At 61.2% G+C, this 22,008-nt stretch carries 22 protein-coding genes and 2 tRNA genes; 18 read left to right on the top strand and 6 right to left on the bottom strand.

The genetic code is table 11. The features are described 5' to 3' along the window. Positions 1-18: 18 nt before the first annotated feature. Positions 19-1,026, bottom strand: a complete 1,008-nt coding sequence (locus X733_RS158495) for a dihydroxyacetone kinase subunit DhaK (protein WP_023667709.1) — start codon at positions 1,024-1,026, stop codon at positions 19-21. Positions 1,027-1,423: 397 nt separating this feature from the next. Here X733_RS158495 and X733_RS158490 point away from each other — a divergent pair, with 397 nt between their 5' ends. From X733_RS158490 to X733_RS158470, 5 genes are all read left to right on the top strand, one after another. After that, positions 1,424-2,728: a site-specific integrase gene (locus X733_RS158490; RefSeq protein WP_023818102.1), complete on the top strand. Its 1,305-nt coding sequence runs from the start codon at positions 1,424-1,426 to the stop codon at positions 2,726-2,728. Continuing rightward, positions 2,725-3,156 carry a hypothetical protein gene (locus X733_RS158485; protein ID WP_023818103.1) on the top strand — a complete coding sequence of 144 codons (432 nt, stop codon included), beginning with the start codon at positions 2,725-2,727 and terminating at the stop codon, positions 3,154-3,156. The genes X733_RS158490 and X733_RS158485 overlap by 4 nt, the downstream gene beginning before the upstream one ends. 5 nt (positions 3,157-3,161) lie before the next feature. Then, a complete protein-coding gene (locus X733_RS158480; protein WP_023818104.1) occupies positions 3,162-3,446 on the top strand; it encodes a hypothetical protein in 285 nt (94 codons plus the stop codon). 310 nt (positions 3,447-3,756) lie between these two features. Beyond that, the gene (locus tag X733_RS0134205; protein ID WP_031193113.1) at positions 3,757-3,987 is read left to right on the top strand and encodes a hypothetical protein; all 231 of its coding nucleotides are present in this window, start codon (positions 3,757-3,759) and stop codon (positions 3,985-3,987) included. Position 3,988: 1 nt separating this feature from the next. Next, positions 3,989-4,231: a hypothetical protein gene (locus tag X733_RS158470; RefSeq protein WP_023818106.1), complete on the top strand. Its 243-nt coding sequence runs from the start codon at positions 3,989-3,991 to the stop codon at positions 4,229-4,231. Positions 4,232-4,280: 49 nt separating this feature from the next. Here X733_RS158470 and X733_RS158465 read toward each other — a convergent pair whose 3' ends face one another. Then, positions 4,281-5,294 carry a methyltransferase domain-containing protein gene (locus X733_RS158465; RefSeq protein WP_023818107.1) on the bottom strand — a complete coding sequence of 338 codons (1,014 nt, stop codon included), beginning with the start codon at positions 5,292-5,294 and terminating at the stop codon, positions 4,281-4,283. Positions 5,295-5,424: 130 nt separating this feature from the next. Between X733_RS158465 and X733_RS1000000169420 the strand changes: the two genes are divergently transcribed. From X733_RS1000000169420 to X733_RS158455, 3 genes are all read left to right on the top strand, one after another. Then, entirely contained in the window at positions 5,425-5,544 is a 120-nt protein-coding gene (locus X733_RS1000000169420) for a glycosyl hydrolase 108 family protein (protein ID WP_245274389.1), read from the top strand. A gap of 202 nt (positions 5,545-5,746) precedes the next feature. Beyond that, entirely contained in the window at positions 5,747-6,292 is a 546-nt protein-coding gene (locus X733_RS158460; RefSeq protein WP_023681672.1) for a dTDP-4-dehydrorhamnose 3,5-epimerase family protein, read from the top strand. After that, positions 6,286-7,353, top strand: coding sequence for a glycosyltransferase family 2 protein (locus X733_RS158455; protein WP_023746767.1), 1,068 nt, complete (start codon positions 6,286-6,288; stop codon positions 7,351-7,353). Before X733_RS158460 ends, X733_RS158455 begins: the two co-directional genes overlap by 7 nt. A gap of 35 nt (positions 7,354-7,388) precedes the next feature. On the opposite strand, the gene X733_RS158450 is transcribed toward X733_RS158455, so the two are convergent. Further along, positions 7,389-7,616 (bottom strand): hypothetical protein, encoded by a 228-nt coding sequence (locus X733_RS158450; protein WP_023739028.1) that lies wholly within the window; start codon positions 7,614-7,616, stop codon positions 7,389-7,391. A gap of 29 nt (positions 7,617-7,645) precedes the next feature. Then, a complete protein-coding gene (locus tag X733_RS158445) occupies positions 7,646-7,960 on the bottom strand; it encodes a hypothetical protein (protein ID WP_023739027.1) in 315 nt (104 codons plus the stop codon). A gap of 354 nt (positions 7,961-8,314) precedes the next feature. Between X733_RS158445 and X733_RS1000000171275 the strand changes: the two genes are divergently transcribed. Further along, positions 8,315-8,437, top strand: a complete 123-nt coding sequence (locus tag X733_RS1000000171275) for a hypothetical protein (RefSeq protein WP_280790514.1) — start codon at positions 8,315-8,317, stop codon at positions 8,435-8,437. A 550-nt stretch (positions 8,438-8,987) separates the two neighbouring features. Here the strand turns inward: X733_RS1000000171275 and X733_RS158435 are convergent. Further along, positions 8,988-9,899: a hypothetical protein gene (locus tag X733_RS158435; protein WP_023818110.1), complete on the bottom strand. Its 912-nt coding sequence runs from the start codon at positions 9,897-9,899 to the stop codon at positions 8,988-8,990. A gap of 79 nt (positions 9,900-9,978) precedes the next feature. Beyond that, positions 9,979-10,053, bottom strand: a tRNA-Asn gene (locus X733_RS158430). 231 nt (positions 10,054-10,284) lie between these two features. On the opposite strand from X733_RS158430, the gene X733_RS158425 reads away from it, so the two are divergent. From X733_RS158425 to X733_RS158385, 9 genes are all read left to right on the top strand, one after another. Continuing rightward, positions 10,285-10,545 carry a PGPGW domain-containing protein gene (locus tag X733_RS158425; RefSeq protein WP_023667708.1) on the top strand — a complete coding sequence of 87 codons (261 nt, stop codon included), beginning with the start codon at positions 10,285-10,287 and terminating at the stop codon, positions 10,543-10,545. A 337-nt stretch (positions 10,546-10,882) separates the two neighbouring features. Next, positions 10,883-10,956 (top strand) — tRNA-Cys (locus X733_RS158420). Positions 10,957-11,065: 109 nt separating this feature from the next. Beyond that, positions 11,066-11,740 (top strand): protein-L-isoaspartate O-methyltransferase, encoded by a 675-nt coding sequence (locus tag X733_RS158415; protein ID WP_023818111.1) that lies wholly within the window; start codon positions 11,066-11,068, stop codon positions 11,738-11,740. 184 nt (positions 11,741-11,924) lie between these two features. After that, on the top strand, positions 11,925-13,310 hold the full coding sequence (locus X733_RS158410; RefSeq protein ID WP_023667706.1) for a TolC family outer membrane protein: 1,386 nt from the start codon (positions 11,925-11,927) through the stop codon (positions 13,308-13,310). A gap of 329 nt (positions 13,311-13,639) precedes the next feature. Next, positions 13,640-14,536 (top strand): PopZ family protein, encoded by an 897-nt coding sequence (locus tag X733_RS158405; RefSeq protein WP_023714409.1) that lies wholly within the window; start codon positions 13,640-13,642, stop codon positions 14,534-14,536. Positions 14,537-14,801: 265 nt separating this feature from the next. Then, positions 14,802-17,585, top strand: a complete 2,784-nt coding sequence (locus tag X733_RS158400) for a valine--tRNA ligase (protein ID WP_023818112.1) — start codon at positions 14,802-14,804, stop codon at positions 17,583-17,585. Between the two features lie 360 nt (positions 17,586-17,945). Then, entirely contained in the window at positions 17,946-19,199 is a 1,254-nt protein-coding gene (locus X733_RS158395) for an OmpP1/FadL family transporter (protein WP_023818113.1), read from the top strand. Positions 19,200-19,466: 267 nt separating this feature from the next. Then, on the top strand, positions 19,467-21,191 hold the full coding sequence (gene ilvD, locus X733_RS158390; protein WP_023818114.1) for a dihydroxy-acid dehydratase: 1,725 nt from the start codon (positions 19,467-19,469) through the stop codon (positions 21,189-21,191). Further along, complete coding sequence (locus X733_RS158385; protein ID WP_023805344.1) at positions 21,178-22,002, top strand: tetratricopeptide repeat protein; 825 nt, start codon at positions 21,178-21,180, stop codon at positions 22,000-22,002. The genes ilvD and X733_RS158385 overlap by 14 nt, the downstream gene beginning before the upstream one ends. Positions 22,003-22,008 lie beyond the last annotated feature (6 nt).

Genomic DNA, 22,008 nt, shown 5'->3' on the forward strand with positions numbered 1-22,008 from the left:
CCTTGCCGTTCGCCAAGTTTACCCGGCGCGAAACATGGCGCAGTCGCAAGGGTGGTCGAGCATCGTTTGCAACTCGTCGTCGAGGTGGTGCAGCGTAATCGAAGCGCCGGCCATTTCGAGCGAGGTGCAGTAATTGCCGACCCAGCTTGCGTGAATGGATACACCGATATCGTCAAGCCGCTGCTTCACGCGCCGGTTCATGATGTAGAGTTCCATCAGCGGTGTCGAACCCAGCGAATTGACCAGCACGGCGACCTTCTCGCCGCGTGCCGGCGCCATCTCGGCCAGAATCCTGTCCAGCATTTCGTCAGTGATCTCGTCGGCCGTTTTGAGTTTTCCGCGTGCGATGCCGGGTTCACCATGGATGCCCATGCCGATCTCCATCTCGTCGGGTCCGATTTCGAAATTCGGCCGGCGGGTTTGTGGCAACGAACAGGGCGCCAATGCGACGCCCATGGTGAATGTGTGGTCGTTGGCCTTCCCGGCAATGCGTTCGCATTCATCGAAAGACAACATCCGGTCGCAGGCAGCGCCTGCCGCCTTGAAGATGAAGAAGTTGCCGGCGACACCGCGCCGCTTGTGCCTGTCGCCAACGGGCGCGGAAGCGACGTCGTCCGTGCTCAGCACCGTGCGCACCTCGATGTCGTCCATTGCTGCCATTTCGGCCGCCATGTCGAAATTCATGACGTCGCCGGCATAGTTGCCGTACATGAACAGCACACCGGCGCCGCCGCTCGCCGCCTTGGCGCATTCGAGGATCGGGTCGGGCGGCGGAGAGGCGAAGACATTGCCGATGGCCGCCGCGTCGGCCAGCCCCTTGCCGACGAAGCCGAGAAAACTCGGCTCGTGGCCCGAGCCGCCACCAATGACGAGGCCTACCTTGCCTTGGCGCGGTCCATCGCGGGCGATGATCGAGCGCGGGCTGCCGTCAACGGCTTTAAGGTGGCGGGGATGCGCTGCCAGGATGCCTTCCAGCATCTCGTCGACGGCGCGGTTGCCGTCATTGATGATCTTCTTGGTTTGCACCAACGTCCTCCCGATTTGGTATTTTCATAGATGATATCGGGCGTTATCAGGCTGCCTCGGGCGAGGGCAGGGGCGCCATGCCCACCAAACTGCCTCGATCGGCTTCGTAGCTGTTACCAGCCGTTCTGGCAGAAGCTAAGCGGACCGAAGTGCGCGGACAATGGCGCTGTAGTGTACAAGATCGCACCACGGCTTAGAAAAGGCGGTGGCTCCCCGGGCCGGATTCGAATCAGCGACCAACCGGTTAACAGCCGCTCTCGGGATAGCCCACCAGCGCCATATACCGGTTGTTCCACTCCTGAAAAACCCCTTGTTTCATAACGAGTTCAGCTTTCCTGTTGCACATTAGAGCACACAGGCAACATAGGCAGCAGTTGCGTTGCCCCGGAGAGCCCTAATGCCCCGCGAGAACCTGACCGACAACCGCCTGAAGGCTTTGAAGCCGGCTGCTCCTGGCAAGCGATACGTGATCATGGATGCCCAAGTCCCGAGCATGGGCGTCCGCGTAACCGACAAGGAGCCGTCCAACGGTTCAAAGCTTAAGGCCGGACAAGTCAGCTTTGTCTACATCGCCCGTTTCGGTGTTGCAACTCAGCCAGCCCGCCGCGCGCTGGGAGAGTACGACGTCATGTCGCTTGAAGCGGCACGCACCAAGGCGAGGCAGTGGGCAGCGCTCATTGATCGCGGCATTGACCCGAAGGTCCAGGCTGACGAGGAGCGGCAGGCGGCGGCGAGGGCAGCGACAGAGAGCCGTGACCGGTCTTTCGAAACCATCCTTGAACGGTTCATCAAAGCCCGGCGCCGCGATGGCATCCGCAAGGCCGACGAGGACGAGCGCGACCTCAACCGGGAATGCCTGCCGAAGTGGAAGGGCAGGGACGTCGCCACCCTCACCAATGCCGACATCATGGAAGTGGTCGAACCGATCTATGCGCGCGGCGCGCAGCGGCAGGCGCTCAACATCGCCCAGAAGATCGGGACGTTCTTCGGCTGGTGTGTCGATGACGACCTGATCACCGCCTCACCCTTCCGGGCAAAGAAGGTGCGCACCACCATCGGCGAGAAGGGATCAAGGGACCGCGTCCTGACCGATGCTGAGATTGGGGCGCTCTGGACTGCCACGGCCGCTGGCGACGTCTACAGCGCCGTCTATCGGCTGCTGCTGCTGACCGGCCAGCGCCTCAACGATATCGCCCAGGCGTCATGGACCGAAGTCGACGTTGACCGCAAGACGCTGACTGTGCCGGCGGCGCGCTTCAAGTCCGGCCGCGATCACGTTGTGCCTCTCACTGACGAAGCGCTCGGCATCATCGCCAAGTTGCCGCGGTTAAAGAAATGCAACTGGCTTTGCTCGCTCGACGGCGCGGGACCGGTGACGATCGGCCATAAGGTCAAGCTGCGGATTGACGCCGCCATGCTCGCAGCGCTTCGGAAAGACGATCAAGAGGCCAAGCTGCCGGCGTGGGTCAATCATGACATCCGCCGGACGGTTCGCACCCGGCTGTCCGAGCTCGACGTGATGGACGAGGTTGCCGAGGCTGTCATCGGGCATGTGCCTACGGCGCTAGTCAGGACGTACAACCAGTCTGACCGCCTCAAGGTGAAGCGAGACGCCCTGACGCGCTGGGAGGGCGCGCTTGTGGCGCTGACAGGCCGCAAGACGGCCAACAATGTCATCCAGATAAAGGCGGCCGGTCAATGACCCTCAATTTCAACTATCAGCACGATTTCTCGGAGCGAGCCGAACGAGAGATCCTTTCAATGCTGGAATCCCAAGGGTTTTCCATGCCTCATGGCGATTGGCTCAGAACGAAGCTGCACGACATTGCAAATACGTTTCATTGGTCGGCCGAGCGGCGGAAAAAGGACACACATCAAGGGACCGTCGATGAATGGAAAAGGCTCCAGGAGGCGGTGTCGTCCACCGTGCAGTATTCGGATAGCCAAAAGCTCGAGTTGTCGACGGCTTCCGAGTTTGGGGCGGGTGTGCGCGTGCCTGATAGTTGGGACGACGCAGCTCCGGTCCCCATGTCGGAAGAAGAACTAAACGCATGCCTCGTCCGGCTGAGTTCACCGAGGGTGACGTCGAGATCGCTAAACGGGTGCTTCACCGCCTGCTTGCGAGCGTGACCGCTATGGCTGACGGCATGGAAAAATGGTTGGAAGGTCGACCGACGAAAAACGAGCAGCCCGAGATCGATGGGCTCATACGTGGCCTTGCTCGGCTCTGGTGCGCGGCGTTTAAAGTGATTGCTCATATAAAGATATCGGAGAGCGCCGGCAGCCCTACTGCCAATTTCATTGAGACCGGTGCCAAGCTATTCCTTGGCGCCGCGCCGCCTCGCAAGTCCATCGTCACTCGCATCATCGCTTATAGGGATGAAGAGAAAAAGCAAGCTATCCTGATTTGCCAGTGCTGATTGCGCTCTAAACCAGCACGCGGGTTTGTTCGCACAAAATTTCTTCAAAGAAGTGTATTTCCCGACGCTGAAATGACTACGCTATGAGGCCTTCGATAGCAACGTAAGGCACTCCAATGCAAACTCTTGTCGCCTTCAGTGAACGCCCCTCAAAGGGGATCGTGTACTCTCGAAATTACATCGACCGCATGATCAAGGAGCACCGGTTTTCTAAGCCGGTGTTCCTTTCGCCCCGTCGGCGCGCCTTTGTCGAGGCTGAGTTAGATGCTTGGGTGAAGGCCCGCGTCGACCAGCGAGACGCGGTGGCCTAATGACCACTGATCGCGAACATAGCGCCGCTATCGAGGAGGCTGCAGCCTGGCTGCGATCTGACAGGCGGGAGCGCATCAGCCGGCCAATTATCCCCCACCTGAAGCAGGCGTTCGGCCTGACCGCTGCTGAAGCGATCGAAGCGCTTGCCGCATCGTCTGCGTCGATAATCTATCTCGGGCAACGCAAGGGCAACGAAAGTGCTAGCCATCAACCCCGCTCAAGCGCCTGACATGGCCCGCAAGCATGGCGGCCTTGCTCAAGGCATGCTGGACCGTCGCACGCGCGAGTGGCGCCGCCGGCAGGAGCTTGTCGACATGTTCGCCCAAGCGCTCGGCGGTGCCGACACGCTGACCCCAGTGAAGGGCAAAATTCGAAGCGTCGACGCGATTTCGAAGGCGATCCGGGAGAACCCGGAACGTGCCATCCGGTTTGCAAGGCAGCCGGGGAAAACCTCGACGCCTGGTTCCCGATGAACCCGAAATAGACGCTAGAAGACGCTCTGCGGACGCACGGCCTGATCAACTAGTCCAGGCCGACCCTGCGCCGGATGCGTGTTGCCAGCAGGCTAACCAGTTCCCGCGTGGGGATGGTGTCTCTGGCGGCCGGCACCTTGACGATTTCCCGCTCGATCTTCACCGGCTGGATTTCGCGATAATCCGGCCCGACTTCGGCATCGAATTCCGCGTGATGCCGCAGAGCGAGCTTGATGCGGACGGCGTTTAGGGCGTCGTTGGAAAGCGCCGCATGGGTGTCGTTGCGGCGCAGCTGCACCACGAACTCCGAACCGATATTCTCTTCGATGAAGGCGATCTTAAAGTTGACAAGCTTGAGCGCGTTCAACTCGAAAATCGCCAGCTCGAACATCGCCGGCGTGAAGAACCATGCGTGGTTGTCGACATAGGGCCTGCTGTCGGACATGTCGCCTTTAAGGTCGCCCTGATATTCCGTCCATGCCGCTTCGAGGCTGTGGGCGTAGCCGAGCGGCGAGTGATCGCCTTTGATCCACGCCGACTTTCCGCCGCGTGTCGCCGCCGAGCATCGCCCCTCAAACAGCGCTTCCGGTGAATGCCTGATGCGGCCTTCCCGGTAGGCGGTGAGAATTTCGCGCAGGCTGGTGGGAGACTTGAGCAGGTCGAAGCATTTTCGCATATCGGGAACGGCCAGCGAAATGATGCCGTCCGGCTTCAACAAGCGGGAGCATTGCTGCAGGAAGCGAATAAGGTCCGGCGTATGCTCGATCACGTGGCTGGCGATGAGGCAATCAAAACCATCCGGCCGGACGGCCAAGGCGGCTTCGTCCAAGGGCTGGCCGGTCCAGACGATGTCGACATTTTCAATCTCGTCAACCTTGTTGCGGATGACTTCGGCCGTGTGACCACGGGCCATCTCGCGCAAAGCATCGCCGTCCTGGAAGTCCACTATTGTCGTATCCCAGCCGTCCGCCCTCGGAGCGATCGGGCTGAAGAACGGCCCGATTTCAATTATCGACATGCTGGTTTTGTCGATATTTCTCCGCAACTGTTCGAGACGGTCCAAAGTTGTTTCCTCCGCAAAGTAATACCCCGCCCGGCCGTCTGATATTTGCTCGCGCGCGCTTCGTCCAGCCCGCCAGTTGGCGGAAAGGAACTCGCATGCTGTTTCTCGCGAGAAGCAAAGCCTTGACCTCGTGCTGGTGCACGAACGCGGCTACTCCAACCATCCTGCCGACGGCCCGACCATGAAGGGCGTGACCCAGCGTGTTTATGACGGCTACCGCAAGCGCAAGGGCCTTGCGCTTGCGGTATAGCAAGACGCCGGCAGCGGTTGGCGCAGCCGGGTGATGTCGTCGAACCGAAAGTCAAACGGCAGTTCCGCTCCACTCTCCAATCGGAGAAATTGGCTACAGTGCCGTCCTCTTCGATTGCGTGGCCTTCCACGCTGCCGTTGAAAGACAGTTAAAAGAAGGGCATGAGGAGCGCTGCCAAAGCTAGTTAGATTGGATGAGTCCTATGACGCAGAGCATTCTCGATAAGACATTGGCAGGGGCCCAGAAGGATCAGGAGACGGTTCGATCCGGCGAGCCGATCGGCAAGGTCCCCGACGGCGTGACGTTTCACGACATGACCGCTCACCTCGACGACAGGGGAAGCGTCACCGAGGTCTACGACCCTCGCTGGAATTGGCATCCCGATCCGCTTGTTTTTTGCTACATGTTTACCATACGACCGAGAACGGTGAAGGGTTGGGCGCTGCATAAGCTTCACGAGGATCGATACTTCGTTGTCGATGGCGAGATGGAGGTCGTCCTGTATGACCCAAGGCCCGAGTCGAGCACCTGCGGACAGGTATTTCGGATTGTTCTGTCTTCAGCCCGGCCACGCCTGATGAACATCCCCAGATTCGTCTGGCACGCGGACCACAACATCGGCGCGAGGGACGTTAGAGCAATCAATTTTCCTACAATGCAATATGACCACGCCAATCCCGACAAATACCGGCTGCCGCTGGATACCGATTTGATCCCGGTCGACTTTGGCGGCCTCAAGGGATGGTAGACGACGCTCCGCCGCTCTTCAGCGTTCTGATGCCGACCCATAATCGTCCCGACTCTCTTGCCTATGCGATCCAGTCGGTGCTGGCGCAGACGGAGCAATCGTTCGAGCTTCTGGTCGTTGGCGACGGTGCAGCACCGGAGACCGAAGCGGTCGTGAAAAGCTTTTCCGACCCGCGCATTCGTTGGTTTGATTTCCCCAAGGCGCCTCACTTTGGCTATGCCAATCGAAATCTGGCGCTTCGATCGTCACGCGGGGAATTGATAGCCTTCGCTGCCGACGATGACCTGATGATGCCGGATCATCTTGCACTCATGCGCGGCCAGTTCGTCGATCCGTCGGTGGCACTTGTCTACGGCCAGGTCCTCTGGGTCTCGACCGACGGCATTTGCGGTCCTGATCTTACCAACCTGTTTTTTCCCGAAGAGCGGCGCCAATTCATGGCGAGAGGGAACACGATAGCGGCCTCAGGCGTCGTATATCGCGCCAGCGCTCTTGCAGAGCGGACGGTGTGGCCAGAAGATGTGAACGGGGCGGGAGACTGGGAGATCTGGCGTCGGATCGTGCTCACAAAGGGCTTCGCCGCCGTGCGTTACCTTCGCCTTCCTACGTGCCTGCATTTCTCCGCTAAGTGGAAAAACCTCAGAGACTCCGGATTCGCGAGGCTGACGGGCTTCATCAAAGCGTGTGAGACGTCGATCTGGTTTCCGGCGCCGCTACGGGTCGCCATTCCGACAGGACACCTGGAACAAAAGGTCTTCTGGGACATCATGTGTGTCGATCCCGATGGCTGGACCGCGCTCATTCGGGAAGCCGCAGCCGACGCCGTGAACCGACTTGCGCTCGACCGTCTCGAAAAGCTGGCTACACCCGACTCGCCGCCCACACCACCTCCTCCCCCCGCTGCCCCAGATGACGGCCGAGCCGAGGCGCTTGCGGTAGAAGTACAGGCTCTCGCGATTGAAAGGGACGCTATGAAGATGGAGATGGAGGCGCTCAAGCGCTCGAAGAGTTGGCGTTGGACTGCCCCTTTAAGGCAATTGCGAAGGCATATCGGCCGATAGGAGCCGGCGCCAAAGGGCATGAAGCGGCCGGATAATTATTCGTCCCCGTCGCCGAGGTACGCCTTCACACGTCCGAAATCGCGGTACATTCCGCCGTCCGGGTGTTTCTTCTCATGCCAGGTGATCGCCCAATAGCCGGTGTCCTGAAGACCCTCCATGACCATCACCCGATCGCGGTCGGTCGGGAAATGCTCCTTGAGAAGATCGTTGACGGCATTCAAGCCGCCGTCTCGGTAGGCTTGCAGATATACATCATCGACCATGGGATAATTCCCCTTTTCGCGGACTGTTGCTACCGACAGGGATGTTGCAGCCGGTGCTCTAGCAAGAGGGTTAAGACCTCTTCGGTTTTGTCCCGCCGGTGCTTCTCTGCCAAAGCGACTCTATCATTGCTAGGCCCCAGCGGCATCGATATCAGGAGGTCGGTGAGTTGCGGGTTGCACTCGAAGAGGATTGCCCTGGCCAGTAGGTCGGCCGGCTCGCAGAGGCCTTTGAACCGGTCGATCCCGGCGCCAAGGCAGGCTTCGAACGCCTCCCGCTTAGTAGTTTCGGCGCCCGCGGTGCAGATCGTCGCACCCATCACCAACGAACAAAGCATCGCTTTCATGGCTGAAGCATCGCGCGCAAGCTTCGCCCCCGCAAGGGCGTGCTTGAGTTTTTAAAGGTGTCGGCGCATCATCACCGGCGGAGCGTGAGAACTCCCGCGGATGGCCCTGCCGGGCCATCTGCACCCAGAGCATTGGCGGGGCGATCCCTCCAAGGATCGATATTGCCAACGGGTAGAACGAGCCGACTTAGCCGTCGGAGCGAACGGCAGCACTATGCCGGGAGAGCGGCGGCTATACAAGACCCGAAAGGGAAAGGCCGTTCGCGCATGGTCTCTGGCCATGTTCTCACCCTCCCGGCCAGTGCTGTCCACTGGCAACCGGCCGTGAGAAGCCGAAACCAGAGAGCCTACATCATGACCATCCATCAACCTGACATGCGCCGTGAAGACGGGGCAATCTTCCTCACCGTGGCGGAAAACGACCGCCTGGGGATAGCAACCACGATAGAGCGACTGATCGACCTGCTCGAGCCATGAGCCCGGATCCTGATCTCGAGGAAAGCCTCGGATGGGGATATGGCAGCCAATTGGAATTGCACGCCCAGGACGCGAGCGCGAGGAGGAGAACGAGCACGGTGGCGACGTCCAAGACGACACGATTCGCAGGACGAAGGGGACTACGAGCCGAGCCTTGGCTGGGGCAACCGTACGGGGCAAAGCGGCGTCGGGCAGGAAGCCTGGAGCCTTGAGGATGCCTGCGACATCAGCGGCCTCGGCGGGCTCGCGCTCTTCTCAGGCTCGGGCTATGCGATCGGGAAGGCAATCCTACGAGAGTTTGCGCAGCGCCGCCCTGATGTGACGCAGGCCTATGTGAAGACGTCGTGCGCGATTGGGGGCGCTGGCGAAGCGGCGAGATCGGCGACGTACCTCTGCTGAAGATCATACCGGGGGTGACGCGCATCCTTCGCGACTGACCTTTCGCCAATTGGCGATAAATGGCCCGCCGCCCCGCGGTGCCGGGCTGGGCGCGCTAGATCATTCCGTGCCGAAACAACCAGCCCCCTGTCTTGCTATGGCGGGCTGCTTTTTAGAATTTCCGCTGCGGTCGATCGTCAATGGACCGAGCAATTGCATTCAGTTCTTCCTGCGATGGCACAGGGGGAGCTTCACCGGTCTTCCACCCCGTCGCCATCTGCCGTTGAACATGTTCCCAGAGTGGCCCGAGCACTTGGTTCATCGGGAAGCCTTTCGAGATCAATGGCAGCATGCTTGTATTGTTGATTCGACGGCCATCGGCATCATAAGCTGAATGCGCCCCGCCGCCTTCGCGGTAAGCCCATGCGCAAAGTGCTTGCGGTCCCACGGTCGCCGGCTCCTTCGCGCTGATCTCCCTGTTCATTCGCACGAACCATGCGCAGAGACGATCGGCCGCACGCTCCTTCGTTCTGGCACGAGCGGCCTGTCTCGTCATTGTTTGCATAATCGTCACGGGCAGGAAGTGGGGAGCGCCTGAGCCGAGAGCGATGCCAAAGCTATAAACACGCGGCCCGAGCTTCAAGTCCATCACCCGAAATTTGGTTTGGCCTTTCGTATCGATTGTCGAGGCACCCGTCTCCAGCCTCATTTGCATCTGGTCCAGCGACGTAATAGCCGCAACTCGGGCCTTCCCGTCGATGAAGCCCACATACCCGAACGTGTGGCCGGGGGCGTGTTTATCGAAGCCCTGCTCTTCGGCAGCAGCGGCAATTTCCCGCAAGGTCTGATCGAGCGTGCGGTTCGCTACGCGCAGAACGCCCTCGATCCACTCGCTGACTTCGAAAGGCTTGCTACCTGATCTGGCGCCGGCGCCAGCATAGGTGATGAAGCCGTGACCGTCGGCGGTTTCCAGCCTGGCCATCTTGGTGGCCGCGAACGACTTCATGCTGTCCACGCCGCTGTATAGACGGTCTGCGCCGACGAACGCCACGCGAGCAGTAACCATTGCAAGGGCGAAGGTCATCGTTGCCCCAGATGTTGCCCTGTCCGGAACTCAAGTAAACGCTCAGGAAAGGGAAAGCGGGCTAAGTGTTTGGAAATGTTGGCTCCCCGGGCCGGATTCGAACCAGCGACCAACCGGTTAACAGCCGGTTGCTCTACCACTGAGCTACCGGGGAATAGAGGCTCTCATGTGAGTGGCGCAGCCTATAGCAAACCCTTTTCGGCTTTGCAAAGAAGCATTTCGCATTTTTCAGCGCATTTTCACCCAATGGTTTCTGGCAATCGCCGGATGACACCACATATGAGCCGTCTTGGGCGCCGTCGGACCTTGGTCGGCGGAACCTGAACGGCGATTGCAGCCTTTAGCGCATATGGCTTTATCGAAGGCAACCGGATCGACTTTCGACATGACTGCAGCAGACGAAAACCAGGCACCGGCGCGGAAAATCTCGGTGTTCGGGCGCGAGTTCACCATGCCGCGCTCGCGCGGGCTGAGGATCGCCATCGGTATCATGCTGGTGTTTTTCGGCCTTCTCGGCTTCCTGCCGATTCTCGGCTTCTGGATGATTCCGCTCGGCCTTTTGGTGCTTTCCTACGAATTTGCCGCGGTGCGCCGCCTGCGGCGCCGGTTCGTCGTCTGGTGGGAACGCCGTCGCCGGCCAAATTGAAAGCGATGGTGCGGGGTTCCGGTTCAGCGGCCGCTTCGCTTTCCAGCCCCTCGCAGATTTCCCCCTCGAAGATCCCTCGAGAACGGCAGCCGCCGGTGCCAGCCGCGTGCGATTATGCGGCGAAGCCGGTTTGCTCCCGCTGCGTAAAGCTGCGGGTTCGAGTTTCGCCGGTCGCGCAGCACGCTTGACGAGCGGCCAATATGCCGGTGCGCCAAGCGCTGAAACCGCTCGGGAACCACGTTGCGGAGGCTGATGAGGAAAGCGCGCCGGAATGCCGCGCGGACGCTTGACGACCTTTCGCTGCCACCATATTGAGTTCGCTCGCCGGGAGCGATGAGGCCTCGTGGCGGAGTGGTTACGCAGAGGACTGCAAATCCTTGCACCCCGGTTCGATTCCGGGCGAGGCCTCCAGTCGCTTCACCTCCCGCATGCCGGGGGCTTGAGTTCAGGTCGAATGCGCCGCAGTGTCGGCGCGACAAGCGCATTTCAGCGCATTGGCTTTTGACGGATTGGTTAGGACATGAGCGCTGATTTCTCCGAACTTCGCGTCAAGATGGTCGACGGCCAGGTCCGCACCACCGATGTGACCGACGCAGCATTGCTCGATGCCATGCTTGCCGTGCCGCGCGAGGCCTTTGTCGGGGCCGACCAACAGGCTCTCGCCTATATCGACGAGGATATCCGCATCTCCGACGGCGCCGATGGCAGCGGTGCGCGCTACCTCATGGAGCCGTCGCCAATGGCCAAGCTTTTGCAGTTGGCCGAGATCGACGCCGGCGATTCGGTGCTCGATGTCGGCTGCGGCACCGGTTATTCCGCGGCGCTGCTGTCCAGGCTGGCCAAATCCGTCGTGGCGCTGGAAAGCGATACCACACTGGCGGAAGCAGCCAAAGCGGCGCTTTCGGCGCAGGGCTGCGATAACGTCACCGTGGTCACCGGCCCACTGCCGCAAGGTCATGCCGCCAAGGCGCCCTACAATGTGATTCTCATCGGCGGCAGCGTCGAGAAAGTGCCTGCGGCGCTGCTTGACCAGCTAGCCGAAGGCGGTCGGCTGGTGGCTGTGGAAGGGCAGGGCAATGCGGGCGTAGCCCGGCTCTTTTTCAATGCAGGGGGGGTTGTAACCGGAAGACGGGCATTTAATGCGGCAATTAAGCCACTACCCGGATTTGAACGCATTCATGCCTTCGAGTTCTAAGTGATTTTGCCTTGCAGCAAAGACTCTGTCATGTTGGCTTGCGATTGAACAATCGTTGCTGATTGGTTAACCGGGGTTCGGGAGGCTGTCAGCGGGGGAACGATACATCGACGCGGCGCTGGCCGATCCCTAGGGATGGGCTGGCGTGGCGTAGTTCCCGTGCAAAACGAATGAGGGATATAAAGTGCCGTCCTTAGCCAAGAGTCTGTTTGTTACCGTCCTCATTTCCGCGACAGCGCTTTCGCCGATAGCCGCCTCGGCGGAAACCATTCTCGGCGCGCTTTCCAAGGCCTACCAGAACAATTCCTCGCTGAATTCGGCCCGTGCCGGCGTGCGCGTCACCGATGAGGGCGTGGCGATCGCCAAGTCGGGCTATCGCCCGGTGATCACTGGTTCGGCCGATATCGATTACACCTCCAGGCACCTAAACGGCAGGAACGCGAGCCTGGCATTGACCACCGGCAGCTTCGGCGTTCGGATTGACCAGACGCTGTTCGACGGCTTCCAGACCAAGAACAGAGTCGCGTCGGCCGCTGCACAGGTGAGGGCCTCGGTCGAGGGCCTGCGCAACACCGAAGAGAACACGCTGTTCAACGCGGCGAGCGCCTATATGGACGTGATTCGCGACCGCCAGGTGGCGGTGCTAACCGAACAGAACCTTCAGTTCCTGACCGAGCAAGCACGCGCGGCACGCTCGCGCTTCGAGGTCGGCGAGGGCACGCGCACCGATGTGGCGCAGGCCGACGCGTCGCGTTCGGCCGCGGTGGCGCAGTTGAGTGCCGCCCGTGCGCAGGCTCTGGCCAGTGCAGCAACCTATCATCAGATCGTCGGTGATGAGCCGGGCAAGCTCAAGGCTGCGTCGCCGTTGGCGAAGCTGTTGCCGAGGAGTCTCGAGGCGGCGATCGGTATTGCATCGAACGAGCATCCGGCCATCCTGGCCGCCCTACATTCCGTCGATGCAGCGGGATTTGATGTAAAGACGCAGGAAGGTGCGTTGCTGCCGCAGTTGACTGCCAGTGCCGGCCTTTCCCATGCCTATCAAAATACCGTACCTGGCGCGGGGAATTCGGACGGCGACTCCAATGCCGCCACCGTCGGCGCGACGCTGACCGTTCCGATCTATTCGGGCGGCCGTACCTCCGCACTCGTTCGTCAGTCGAAGGAATCGCTCAGCCAGGCTCGCATCGAGGTGGATGTCAGCCGTGACTCGGTGCGCCAGGCCGTGACCTCGGCATGGACGCAATACATTGCAGCGCGGGAAAGCGTCGACGCTAATCGGCAGGTGATCGCGGCCGCACAGTTGGCACTCAACGGCGTCATCGAGGAGCGCAATGTCGGACAGCGCACCACGCTCGACGTGTTGAACGCCCAGAACGCCGTCATCTCGGCAAAGATCGACCTCGCCAGCTCCGAGCGCGATGTGGTCGTAGCGAGCTACGCCATCCTTTCGGCAATGGGCCGCCTGTCGGCCGATCGCCTGGCGTTGAATGTGGTGAAGTACAAGCCTGAAGAGCACTACAGAGCCGTCAAGGACAAATGGATCGGGCTGCGTACGCCGGACGGCCGTTGAGCCCCCCGAGCGGTTCAAATCCCGCCAAGGTTGAAAGTATCGTAGCGCCGCGCTTCCCAAGGATGCGCGGCGTTTATCTTTTATGGCTTAAACTGTTGAAATCCGGCGTCTTCCGAGATTGGGGATTCTCGGATGGCGATCCGTCGGCTACGCTGTCGCCATGATTCGTATCCGGCTTTGCCGGACAGGAATCCAGGAACGGGTCACTACAGCGCCACGCGTCCGGTGGATGCGCAAAGGACGCTGTAGAACTTTGATTTTGCGCCTGATCCTCTTCGAAAATCGAAGATCGATTTTCGGGATCATGTGCGGGGGCGGCGGATGTGACGATGGCGACGGCAAGCAGCGCACAGCGCGAACCTTCCATGGAAGAAATACTGGCTTCCATCAGGAGGATCATCGAAGACAGCGACACCGGCCGCAAGCTGCCGGGCGACGCCGATGAGTTGCGCCAGGACCTTGTGCCGGCCGCCGGGCCTGTTTCGGATGTCGAGGCCTTCCGCAGCGAATTGCACAGCTCGACCGAAAGCAAGAAGCCGGTGACGCTGGCCGAGGTGCAGGCCCAACTGGCCGAGCCGGTGGTTGCGCGGCCGGAGCCGCGCTCCGAGCCGTCGCCAGTGAAGCCTGCCATTGCGGCAAATGCCACGACCGCCGCGCCACCCGCGCATGCTCCGATGACATTGGCGGAAGTAAGCGCCAGGATAGCCAGTGAGCCAGCTCCCGCCGTCAGGGCAGAAGCTGCAGTGCGGGCAAAGGCGGAAACCACCGACTCGATCGTCACGGATTGGCGCCGCGAAATCGCGGCCGTTGGCAATCAGGCAAAACCGGCTGACACAGTACGGCGGCCCGAGATCAGGCAGCCGGAGATCAGGCAGCTGGAGACTGAAAATCGGCAGGCAGCAATCGCGGAGGTCGAGGCTTTCGAGGACGATCTCGCTGCCGAGCCGGCTTTCGAGCCTCGTCCTTCGAGCGGCGAGCGCGCGCGCCCGGCCGATACAACTCCGGTTCGGTCGGCGATCGTTTCGGAACATACGGGACGGCAGGTCGCAGCCGCCTTCGGCGAGCTCTCCGACGCCTTCGCCAGCCGCAGCAAGAAGACCTTCGACGAGATGGCCGAGGAGATGCTGCGGCCGATGTTGCAGGACTGGCTGGACAACAATCTGCCGACGCTGGTCGAGCGCCTGGTACGCGAAGAAATCGAGCGCGTCGCGCGCGGCGCGCAGTAGACATCACCATAGCCCGTTCCGGATTAAGGCGCCGCCTTCGGGCGACGCTTTCGCTGCAGGTCAGCTTCCGGCCGATGTCGCGAACACGATCAGGTACCGTCGGGATCGCTGACGATGAAGGTGCAGGCATGGCCTTCCCGTTGAAATGACCAGGGCCCCGCCTATTTGCGTTGAAGGACTGAGGCCGCCCTCGCGGTTGACTTGGCCAAAACCTTCCGATTTACACCGGGTCAGCAAAACTCCCGACCGCGCGGACCATTTTCCCATGCTTGAAAAGACCTACGACGCCAAGACCGTCGAGCCCAGGATCGCCAAAATCTGGGAAGAGGCGGACGCATTTCGCGCCGGCGCCGGCGCCGAGGAGGGGGCGGAGGCCTTCACCATCGTCATCCCGCCGCCCAACGTCACCGGCTCGCTGCATATGGGCCATGCACTCAACAACACGCTGCAGGACATACTCGTGCGCTTCGAGCGCATGCGCGGCAAAAACGTGCTGTGGCAGCCCGGCATGGATCATGCCGGCATCGCCACGCAGATGGTGGTCGAACGCCAGCTGATGGAAAAGCAGATACATCGCCGCGATCTCACCCGCGAACAGTTCATCGACAAGGTCTGGGAGTGGAAGGCCGAGTCCGGCGGCGCCATTTTCAACCAGCTGAAGCGGCTCGGCGCCTCGGCGGACTGGTCGCGCGAACGCTTCACCATGGATGAAGGCCTGTCCAAGGCCGTGCTCGAAGTTTTTGTCAGCCTCTACAAGGAAGGGCTGATCTACAAGGACAAGCGCCTTGTGAACTGGGACCCGAAGCTGTTGACGGCGATCTCCGACCTGGAGGTCGAGCCGCAGGAGGTCAATGGCAATCTCTGGCACTTCCGCTATCCGATCCAGGGCGAGATTTTCGATCCGGAAAATCCTGGGACATTCATCACCGTGGCGACGACACGGCCCGAGACGATGCTGGGCGATACGGCAGTCGCCGTGCACCCGGACGACGAGCGCTACCGGCATCTGGTCGGCAAGAATGTCGTGTTGCCGATCGTCGGCCGGAAAATTCCGGTTGTGGCTGACGAGTATTCCGACCCGGAAAAGGGTTCCGGCGCCGTCAAGATCACGCCGGCGCACGACTTCAACGATTTCGAGGTTGGCAAGCGCCACAAGCTGCCGGCGATCAACATCCTGACCATCGAGGCGGCAATAACGCTCAGGGATAACGAGGATTTTCTCGCCGGGCTCGACGTGACGCCGGAGCGCCAGGCCGTCTGGGACGAGCTCGACGGTCTCGACCGTTTCGTCGCGCGCAAGAAAATCGTCGAGCTGATGGAGGCCGGCGGCTTCCTCGACAAGATCGAGCCGCATCGCCACGCCGTGCCGCATGGCGACCGCGGCGGCGTGCCGATCGAGCCGTTTCTGACCGAGCAGTGGTATGCAAACGCCGCCGAGCTGGCCAAGCCGGCGATCGCATCGGTGCGCGAAGGCCGTACCAACTTCGTGCCGAAGAACTGGGAAAAGACCTATTTCGACTGGATGGAGAACATCCAGCCCTGGTGTATTTCACGCCAGCTATGGTGGGGTCACCAGATCCCGGCCTGGTACGGGCCGGACGGCCGGGTCTTCGTCGAGAAGACCGAGGAAGAGGCGCTGGGCGCCGCGATCGAATATTATCTGGCGCTGGAAGGTCCATGGAAGGCCTGGGTCGAGGACAAGCTCGAGACCTTCAAGCCGGGCGAGATCCTGACCCGCGACGAGGACGTGCTCGACACCTGGTTCTCGTCGGCGCTTTGGCCGTTCTCGACACTGGGCTGGCCGGATCACACGCCGGAGCTGAAAACCTATTACCAGACCGACGTGCTGGTGACCGGTTTCGACATCATCTTCTTCTGGGTCGCCCGGATGATGATGATGGGCCTGCATTTCATGCACGAGGAGCCGTTCCACACCGTCTATGTGCATGCGCTGGTGCGCGACAAGAACGGGCAGAAGATGTCGAAGTCGAAAGGCAACGTCATCGATCCGCTCGACCTCATCGACGAGTTTGGTGCTGACGCACTGCGCTTCACGCTGACGGTGATGGCGGCGCAGGGGCGCGACGTAAAGCTCGATCCGGCGCGCATCGCCGGCTACCGCAATTTCGGCACCAAGCTGTGGAACGCGACACGCTTTGCCGAGATGAACGAGGTCGCGCGCAATGACGATTTCTGGCTCAACGACGCCAAGCTGCCGGTCAATCGCTGGATCCTGACCGAGCTGACCAGGGCGTCGCGCGCTATCACCGAGGGCATCACCGGTTACCGCTTCAACGAAGCAGCGGGCGCCGCCTACCGCTTCGTCTGGAACCTGTTCTGCGACTGGTATCTGGAACTGCTGAAGCCGGTGTTTATGGGCACGGACGAGGCTGCCAAGGCCGAAAGCCGTGCCTGCGTCGCCTTCGTGCTCGACGAGATCTACAAGCTGCTTCACCCCATGATGCCGTTCATGACGGAGGAGCTGTGGGCGCAGACGGCAGGTGAGGGCAGGACGCGCGCAACGCTGCTGTGCCACGCCGCCTGGCCGTCGCCCGACTTCGAGGACGCCGATGCAGCCGCCGACATCAACTGGCTGGTCGATCTGGTCTCCGGTATTCGCTCCGTGCGCTCTGAAATGAACGTGCCGCCGGCGGCGATCGCGCCGCTGGTGGTGGTCGGCGCCAGCGCCGAGACTCACCAGAGGCTGGAACGCCATGCGTCCGCCATCAAGCGGCTGGCGCGGGTCGGCGACATCTCGCTGCAGGACGCCGCACCCAAGGGCTCGGCCCAGATCGTGCTCAACGAGGCGACGATCTGCCTGCCGCTCGGCAGCCTGATCGATCTGTCCGCCGAGGCGGCGCGGCTGCAGAAGGAACTGGCCAAGGTGACCGAGGAAATCGCGCGGCTGCACAAGAAGCTGTCGAACGAAAGATTCGTCGCCAGCGCGCCGGAAGAGATCGTCGCGGCCGAGCGCGAAAAACTCGCGGAATACCGTGATCAGCAGGAGAAGCTTTCGGTGGCGTTGACCAGGGTGCGCGACGCCGGCTGATCCGCCGGATTCGCGATGCCCGGGAACGGCGTCAAGGCAGGTCTTCTGCCCGAAAAACAGGCATTCCGTAGCGTTAATGTTGACGTAAACGGAAAGTTTTCGCCCCATTGTTGCCATAATGTAACAATGGCGGCCATTGGCGGCAAAACAGCCGGTTTTTATACTGTGTAGAGCGAATCCTCCTGATTTTTTGCGCCGATTGCCGCCCAAATGGCCCTTTTCCGGCATGCTTGCGCGGGTCGCCACTTTTTCCGCAATGCGTTCTGCAAGTGCGTACATGTACGCATTATCAATTCATTGTTGCACCGTTAACCCGAATTGGTTCTAGCTTGATCCACTAGTATTCGGGGAGGACATCCAATGAACAATTTGCGTTTGCAAACACTGCTGGGGGCGGGGTGTTTTTCGCTGAGCCTGATCGGCTCCGTGCATGCCGGCGGCATCGAGCGCGGTGGCTACGACGTCGACCTTCTGTTCGATCCGGCGCCCTTCGCCACCGAAGCCGAAGCGACGTATGTCATGCCGGAGCGCAAGCTCAAGAATGCGGTGGACACAGATAATTCAGATGGCAACGTGTCGGCGTTGGGCAGCACGGCGAAAGACAGCGAGAGCTACTGGGTGCCACGCATCGGCGTCAAGGCCGAGGTGGTCAAGGGTGTCGACTGTATGGTCGACTATTCACAGCCTTGGGGTGCGCATACGGCTCCCGGCCTTTGGGCCGGCGCGCAGTCCAACATGGAAACCGACATCAAGAGTAATAACTACGCCGGCACCTGCTCCTACAAGATGGATGCCGGCAAGGGGCAGCTTCGCTTCATCGGCGGTGTGTTCTACCAGGAAGTCTACGGTTTCAAGGAAAGCCTTGTGTCGCCACTGGTGCCCAATTTCGGCGGCACGGGTCGCGTTGACCTCAAAGGCACTGGCTGGGGCTGGCGTGCTGGCCTTGCTTACGAAATTCCTGAGATAGCGCTGCGCGCAAGCCTTGTTTATAATTCGCAAGTAAAGCTCGACAATCTCTCTGGCACGCTTGATTTGACGAAGGTCGGCATAGGGGCCGAGCCGATAGACATATATGGCAATGCCTCCATGCCAGATTCGTTGGAATTCAAGCTCCAATCCGGTATCGCACCCGGCTGGCTTGCCTTCGGGTCCGTCAAATGGGTCAACTGGAGCGTGTTGCAGAGCATTCCTATCTGCTCGCAAGCTTCTAAGGGGCTGGCAGCTTGTACGTCGATTTCTCCGGGGCTCGGCTCTCCGACTCCGGTGCGATTGACGTCGCTAGATCTGATGTACCGTGACGGTTGGACGGTTACCACAGGCATTGGCCACAAGTTCAACGAGCAGTGGAGCGGCGCAGCTCAGATTTCGTGGGATCGTGGTACCTCGCACGGCGTTGGCTCCCAGAGCGACACGTGGACACTCGGTGGCGGCGTCGCTTACACGCCAACCGCCAACATCGAAGTGCGGTTGGCCGGCGCGATCGGTGTGCTGACCAGCGGTCACTCAGGAACTTTGACAGACGAGAACGGCTACCAGGCCGGCACCGATGTCAGCTACAATTTCGGAAACGACTTGGTCACGGCCATTTCGGGCGGCGTCAAGATCAAGTTCTAAGGCTCTGAAAATTATAATAAAGGCCGAGCGTTGCCCGGCCTTTTGTTTTGTGGGTGAAAGTTAGCGCTGCAAATCCGTCGCATCACTTTCACCTCTCGTAATTGTGACGTTTTGGCAACAGTTCCCGACCAACCCCCGCGCTACGGTCCCGCTCGACCAAATTGCCCATTTCCCGCCATAAACCCGGCGCACCTCGAATTTGTCTCGGGACACGCGCCAGAAGGCTCGGCGATGGGGCAGGCCGCACCGCCCGCGGCAAGGAAGAGAATGGACGCCAGAGTCATCTCCAAGGCCAAGCTACCTAGCCGCCATGTGACCGTCGGTCCGGCGCGTGCGCCGCACCGTTCGTATCTCTATGCGATGGGGTTGTCGGCGGCCGAGATCGAGCAACCGCTGGTCGGCGTCGCCTCGTGCTGGAACGAGGCGGCGCCTTGCAACATCTCGCTGATGCGCCAGGCGCAAGTGGTCAAGAAAGGTGTCGCGGCCGCCAACGGCACGCCGCGCGAATTCTGCACCATCACCGTCACCGACGGCATCGCCATGGGCCACCAGGGCATGAAGTCGTCGCTGGTGTCGCGCGATGTCATCGCCGATTCGGTCGAACTCACCATGCGCGGCCATTGCTACGATGCGCTGGTCGGCCTTGCCGGCTGCGACAAGTCGCTGCCCGGCATGATGATGGCCATGGTGCGGCTCAACGTGCCGTCGATCTTCATCTATGGCGGCTCGATCCTGCCGGGCTCTTATCGCGGCCGCCAGATCACCGTGCAGGACGTGTTCGAGGCGGTCGGCCAGCATTCGGTCGGCACGGTCAGTGATGCCGAACTGCTCGAGATCGAGCAGGCGGCGTGTCCGTCCGCCGGCTCCTGCGGGGCCCAGTTCACCGCCAACACCATGGCCACCGTCGCCGAGGCGATCGGCCTGGCGCTGCCGTACTCCTGCGGCGCGCCGGCGCCTTACGAGATGCGCGACCGCTTCAATTTCGCCTCCGGCGAAAAGATCATGGAGCTGATCGCCAAGAACATCCGGCCGCGCGACATCGTCACGCTGAAGGCGCTGGAGAATGCGGCGACCGTGGTCTCGGCCACCGGCGGCTCGACCAATGCGGCTTTGCACCTGCCGGCGATCGCGCATGAGGCAGGCATCAAGTTCGACCTGTTCGACGTTGCCGCGATTTTCGAGAAGACGCCCTACATCGCCGACCTCAAGCCGGGCGGCAAATATGTCGCCAAGGACATGTTCGAGGCCGGCGGCATTCCGCTGTTGATGAAGACGCTGCTCGACCATGGCTATCTGCATGGCGACTGCATGACCGTGACTGGCCGTACTTTGGCCGAAAACATGGAGCATGTTGCCTGGAATGATAGCCAGGATGTGGTCCGTCCCGCCAACCGACCAATCACCCAAACCGGCGGTGTCGTGGGCTTGAAGGGCAACCTTGCCCCCGAAGGCGCGATCGTGAAGGTCGCGGGCATGACGGAGCTGAAATTCTCAGGTCCGGCACGGTGTTTCGATTCGGAAGAGGAATGTTTCGAGGCGGTCACGCACCGCAACTACCGGGAAGGCGAGGTTCTCGTCATCCGTTACGAAGGTCCGCGCGGCGGCCCGGGCATGCGCGAGATGCTGTCGACGACGGCGGCGCTCTACGGCCAGGGCATGGGCGGCAAGGTCGCCCTCATCACCGACGGTCGTTTTTCGGGCGCGACGCGCGGTTTCTGCATCGGCCATGTCGGGCCAGAAGCTGCCGTTGGCGGCCCGATCGGACTGCTGAAGGATGGCGACGTGATCTCGATCGACGCAACCAAAGGCACGATCGAGGTCGACCTGTCCGAGGCTGAACTGGCAACGAGGGCGAAGGCCTGGAAGGCGCGCACGACCGACTATCAGTCGGGCGCGATCTGGAAATATGCACAGACGGTAGGGCCAGCCCGCGACGGCGCGGTCACCCATCCCGGCGGTGCCAAAGAAACACATTGCTATGCGGATATCTGAGTTGTTGAGGTCGTCTGTCCTTCCGGCGCTGGTCGCTGTTGCGATCTTTGGCGCCGTGGGCCAGGCCATGGCCTTCGACGACAAGGTGTTCGACGACAAGACCGGCGTGAAGCCGCAATCGAGCCCATGGGCCGTGTTCCAGTTCGGCTTCTCCGCCTACAAGAGCGGCCACAAGGAACAGGCGGTCGAGGCCTATAAATACGCCGCCGAAAACGGCCAGATCGGCGCCACCTGGAAGCTCGCGCGCATGTATGCCGAAGGCGACGGCGTGACGCGCGACGACTATGCGGCGTTCAAGTTCTTCTCCGAGATCGTCGATCAGGATGTCGAGCCGGGGTCGCCGGAGGAAAGCTATGTCTCCGACGCGCTGGTGGCGTTGGGCGACTATCTCAGGACAGGCATTCCCGGTAGCCCGGTCGAGGAAAACGAGGTCGCGGCGCAGGAATATTACATGCGTGCGGCCGCCAACTACCGCAATCCGAACGCCCAGTTCGAGATGGGCCAGATGTTCCTGAAGGGCGAGGGCGGCGTGAAGGCCAGCGTCAAGCAGGCCGGTCGCTGGTTCCAGCTCGCTGCCGAAAAGGGCCATGCCGGCGCCCAGGCGACGCTCGGCAATCTTCTGTTCCAGAGCGGCAAGATCGTGCGCGGGCTGGCCATGATGACCGCCGCGCTCGAACGCGCCTCGCCGAGCGACCAGCCGTGGATCCGCGGCATGCAGGAAGAGGCATTTGCCGCCGCCGGCGAAGCCGACCGCCGCACGGCGATTTCGCTTGCCGACGATATTCTCACCAAGGGTGGTGACGACCAGTGAAATTGC

It is taken from the genome of Mesorhizobium sp. L2C066B000, from assembly GCF_000502335.1.
GTDB lineage: Bacteria > Pseudomonadota > Alphaproteobacteria > Rhizobiales > Rhizobiaceae > Mesorhizobium.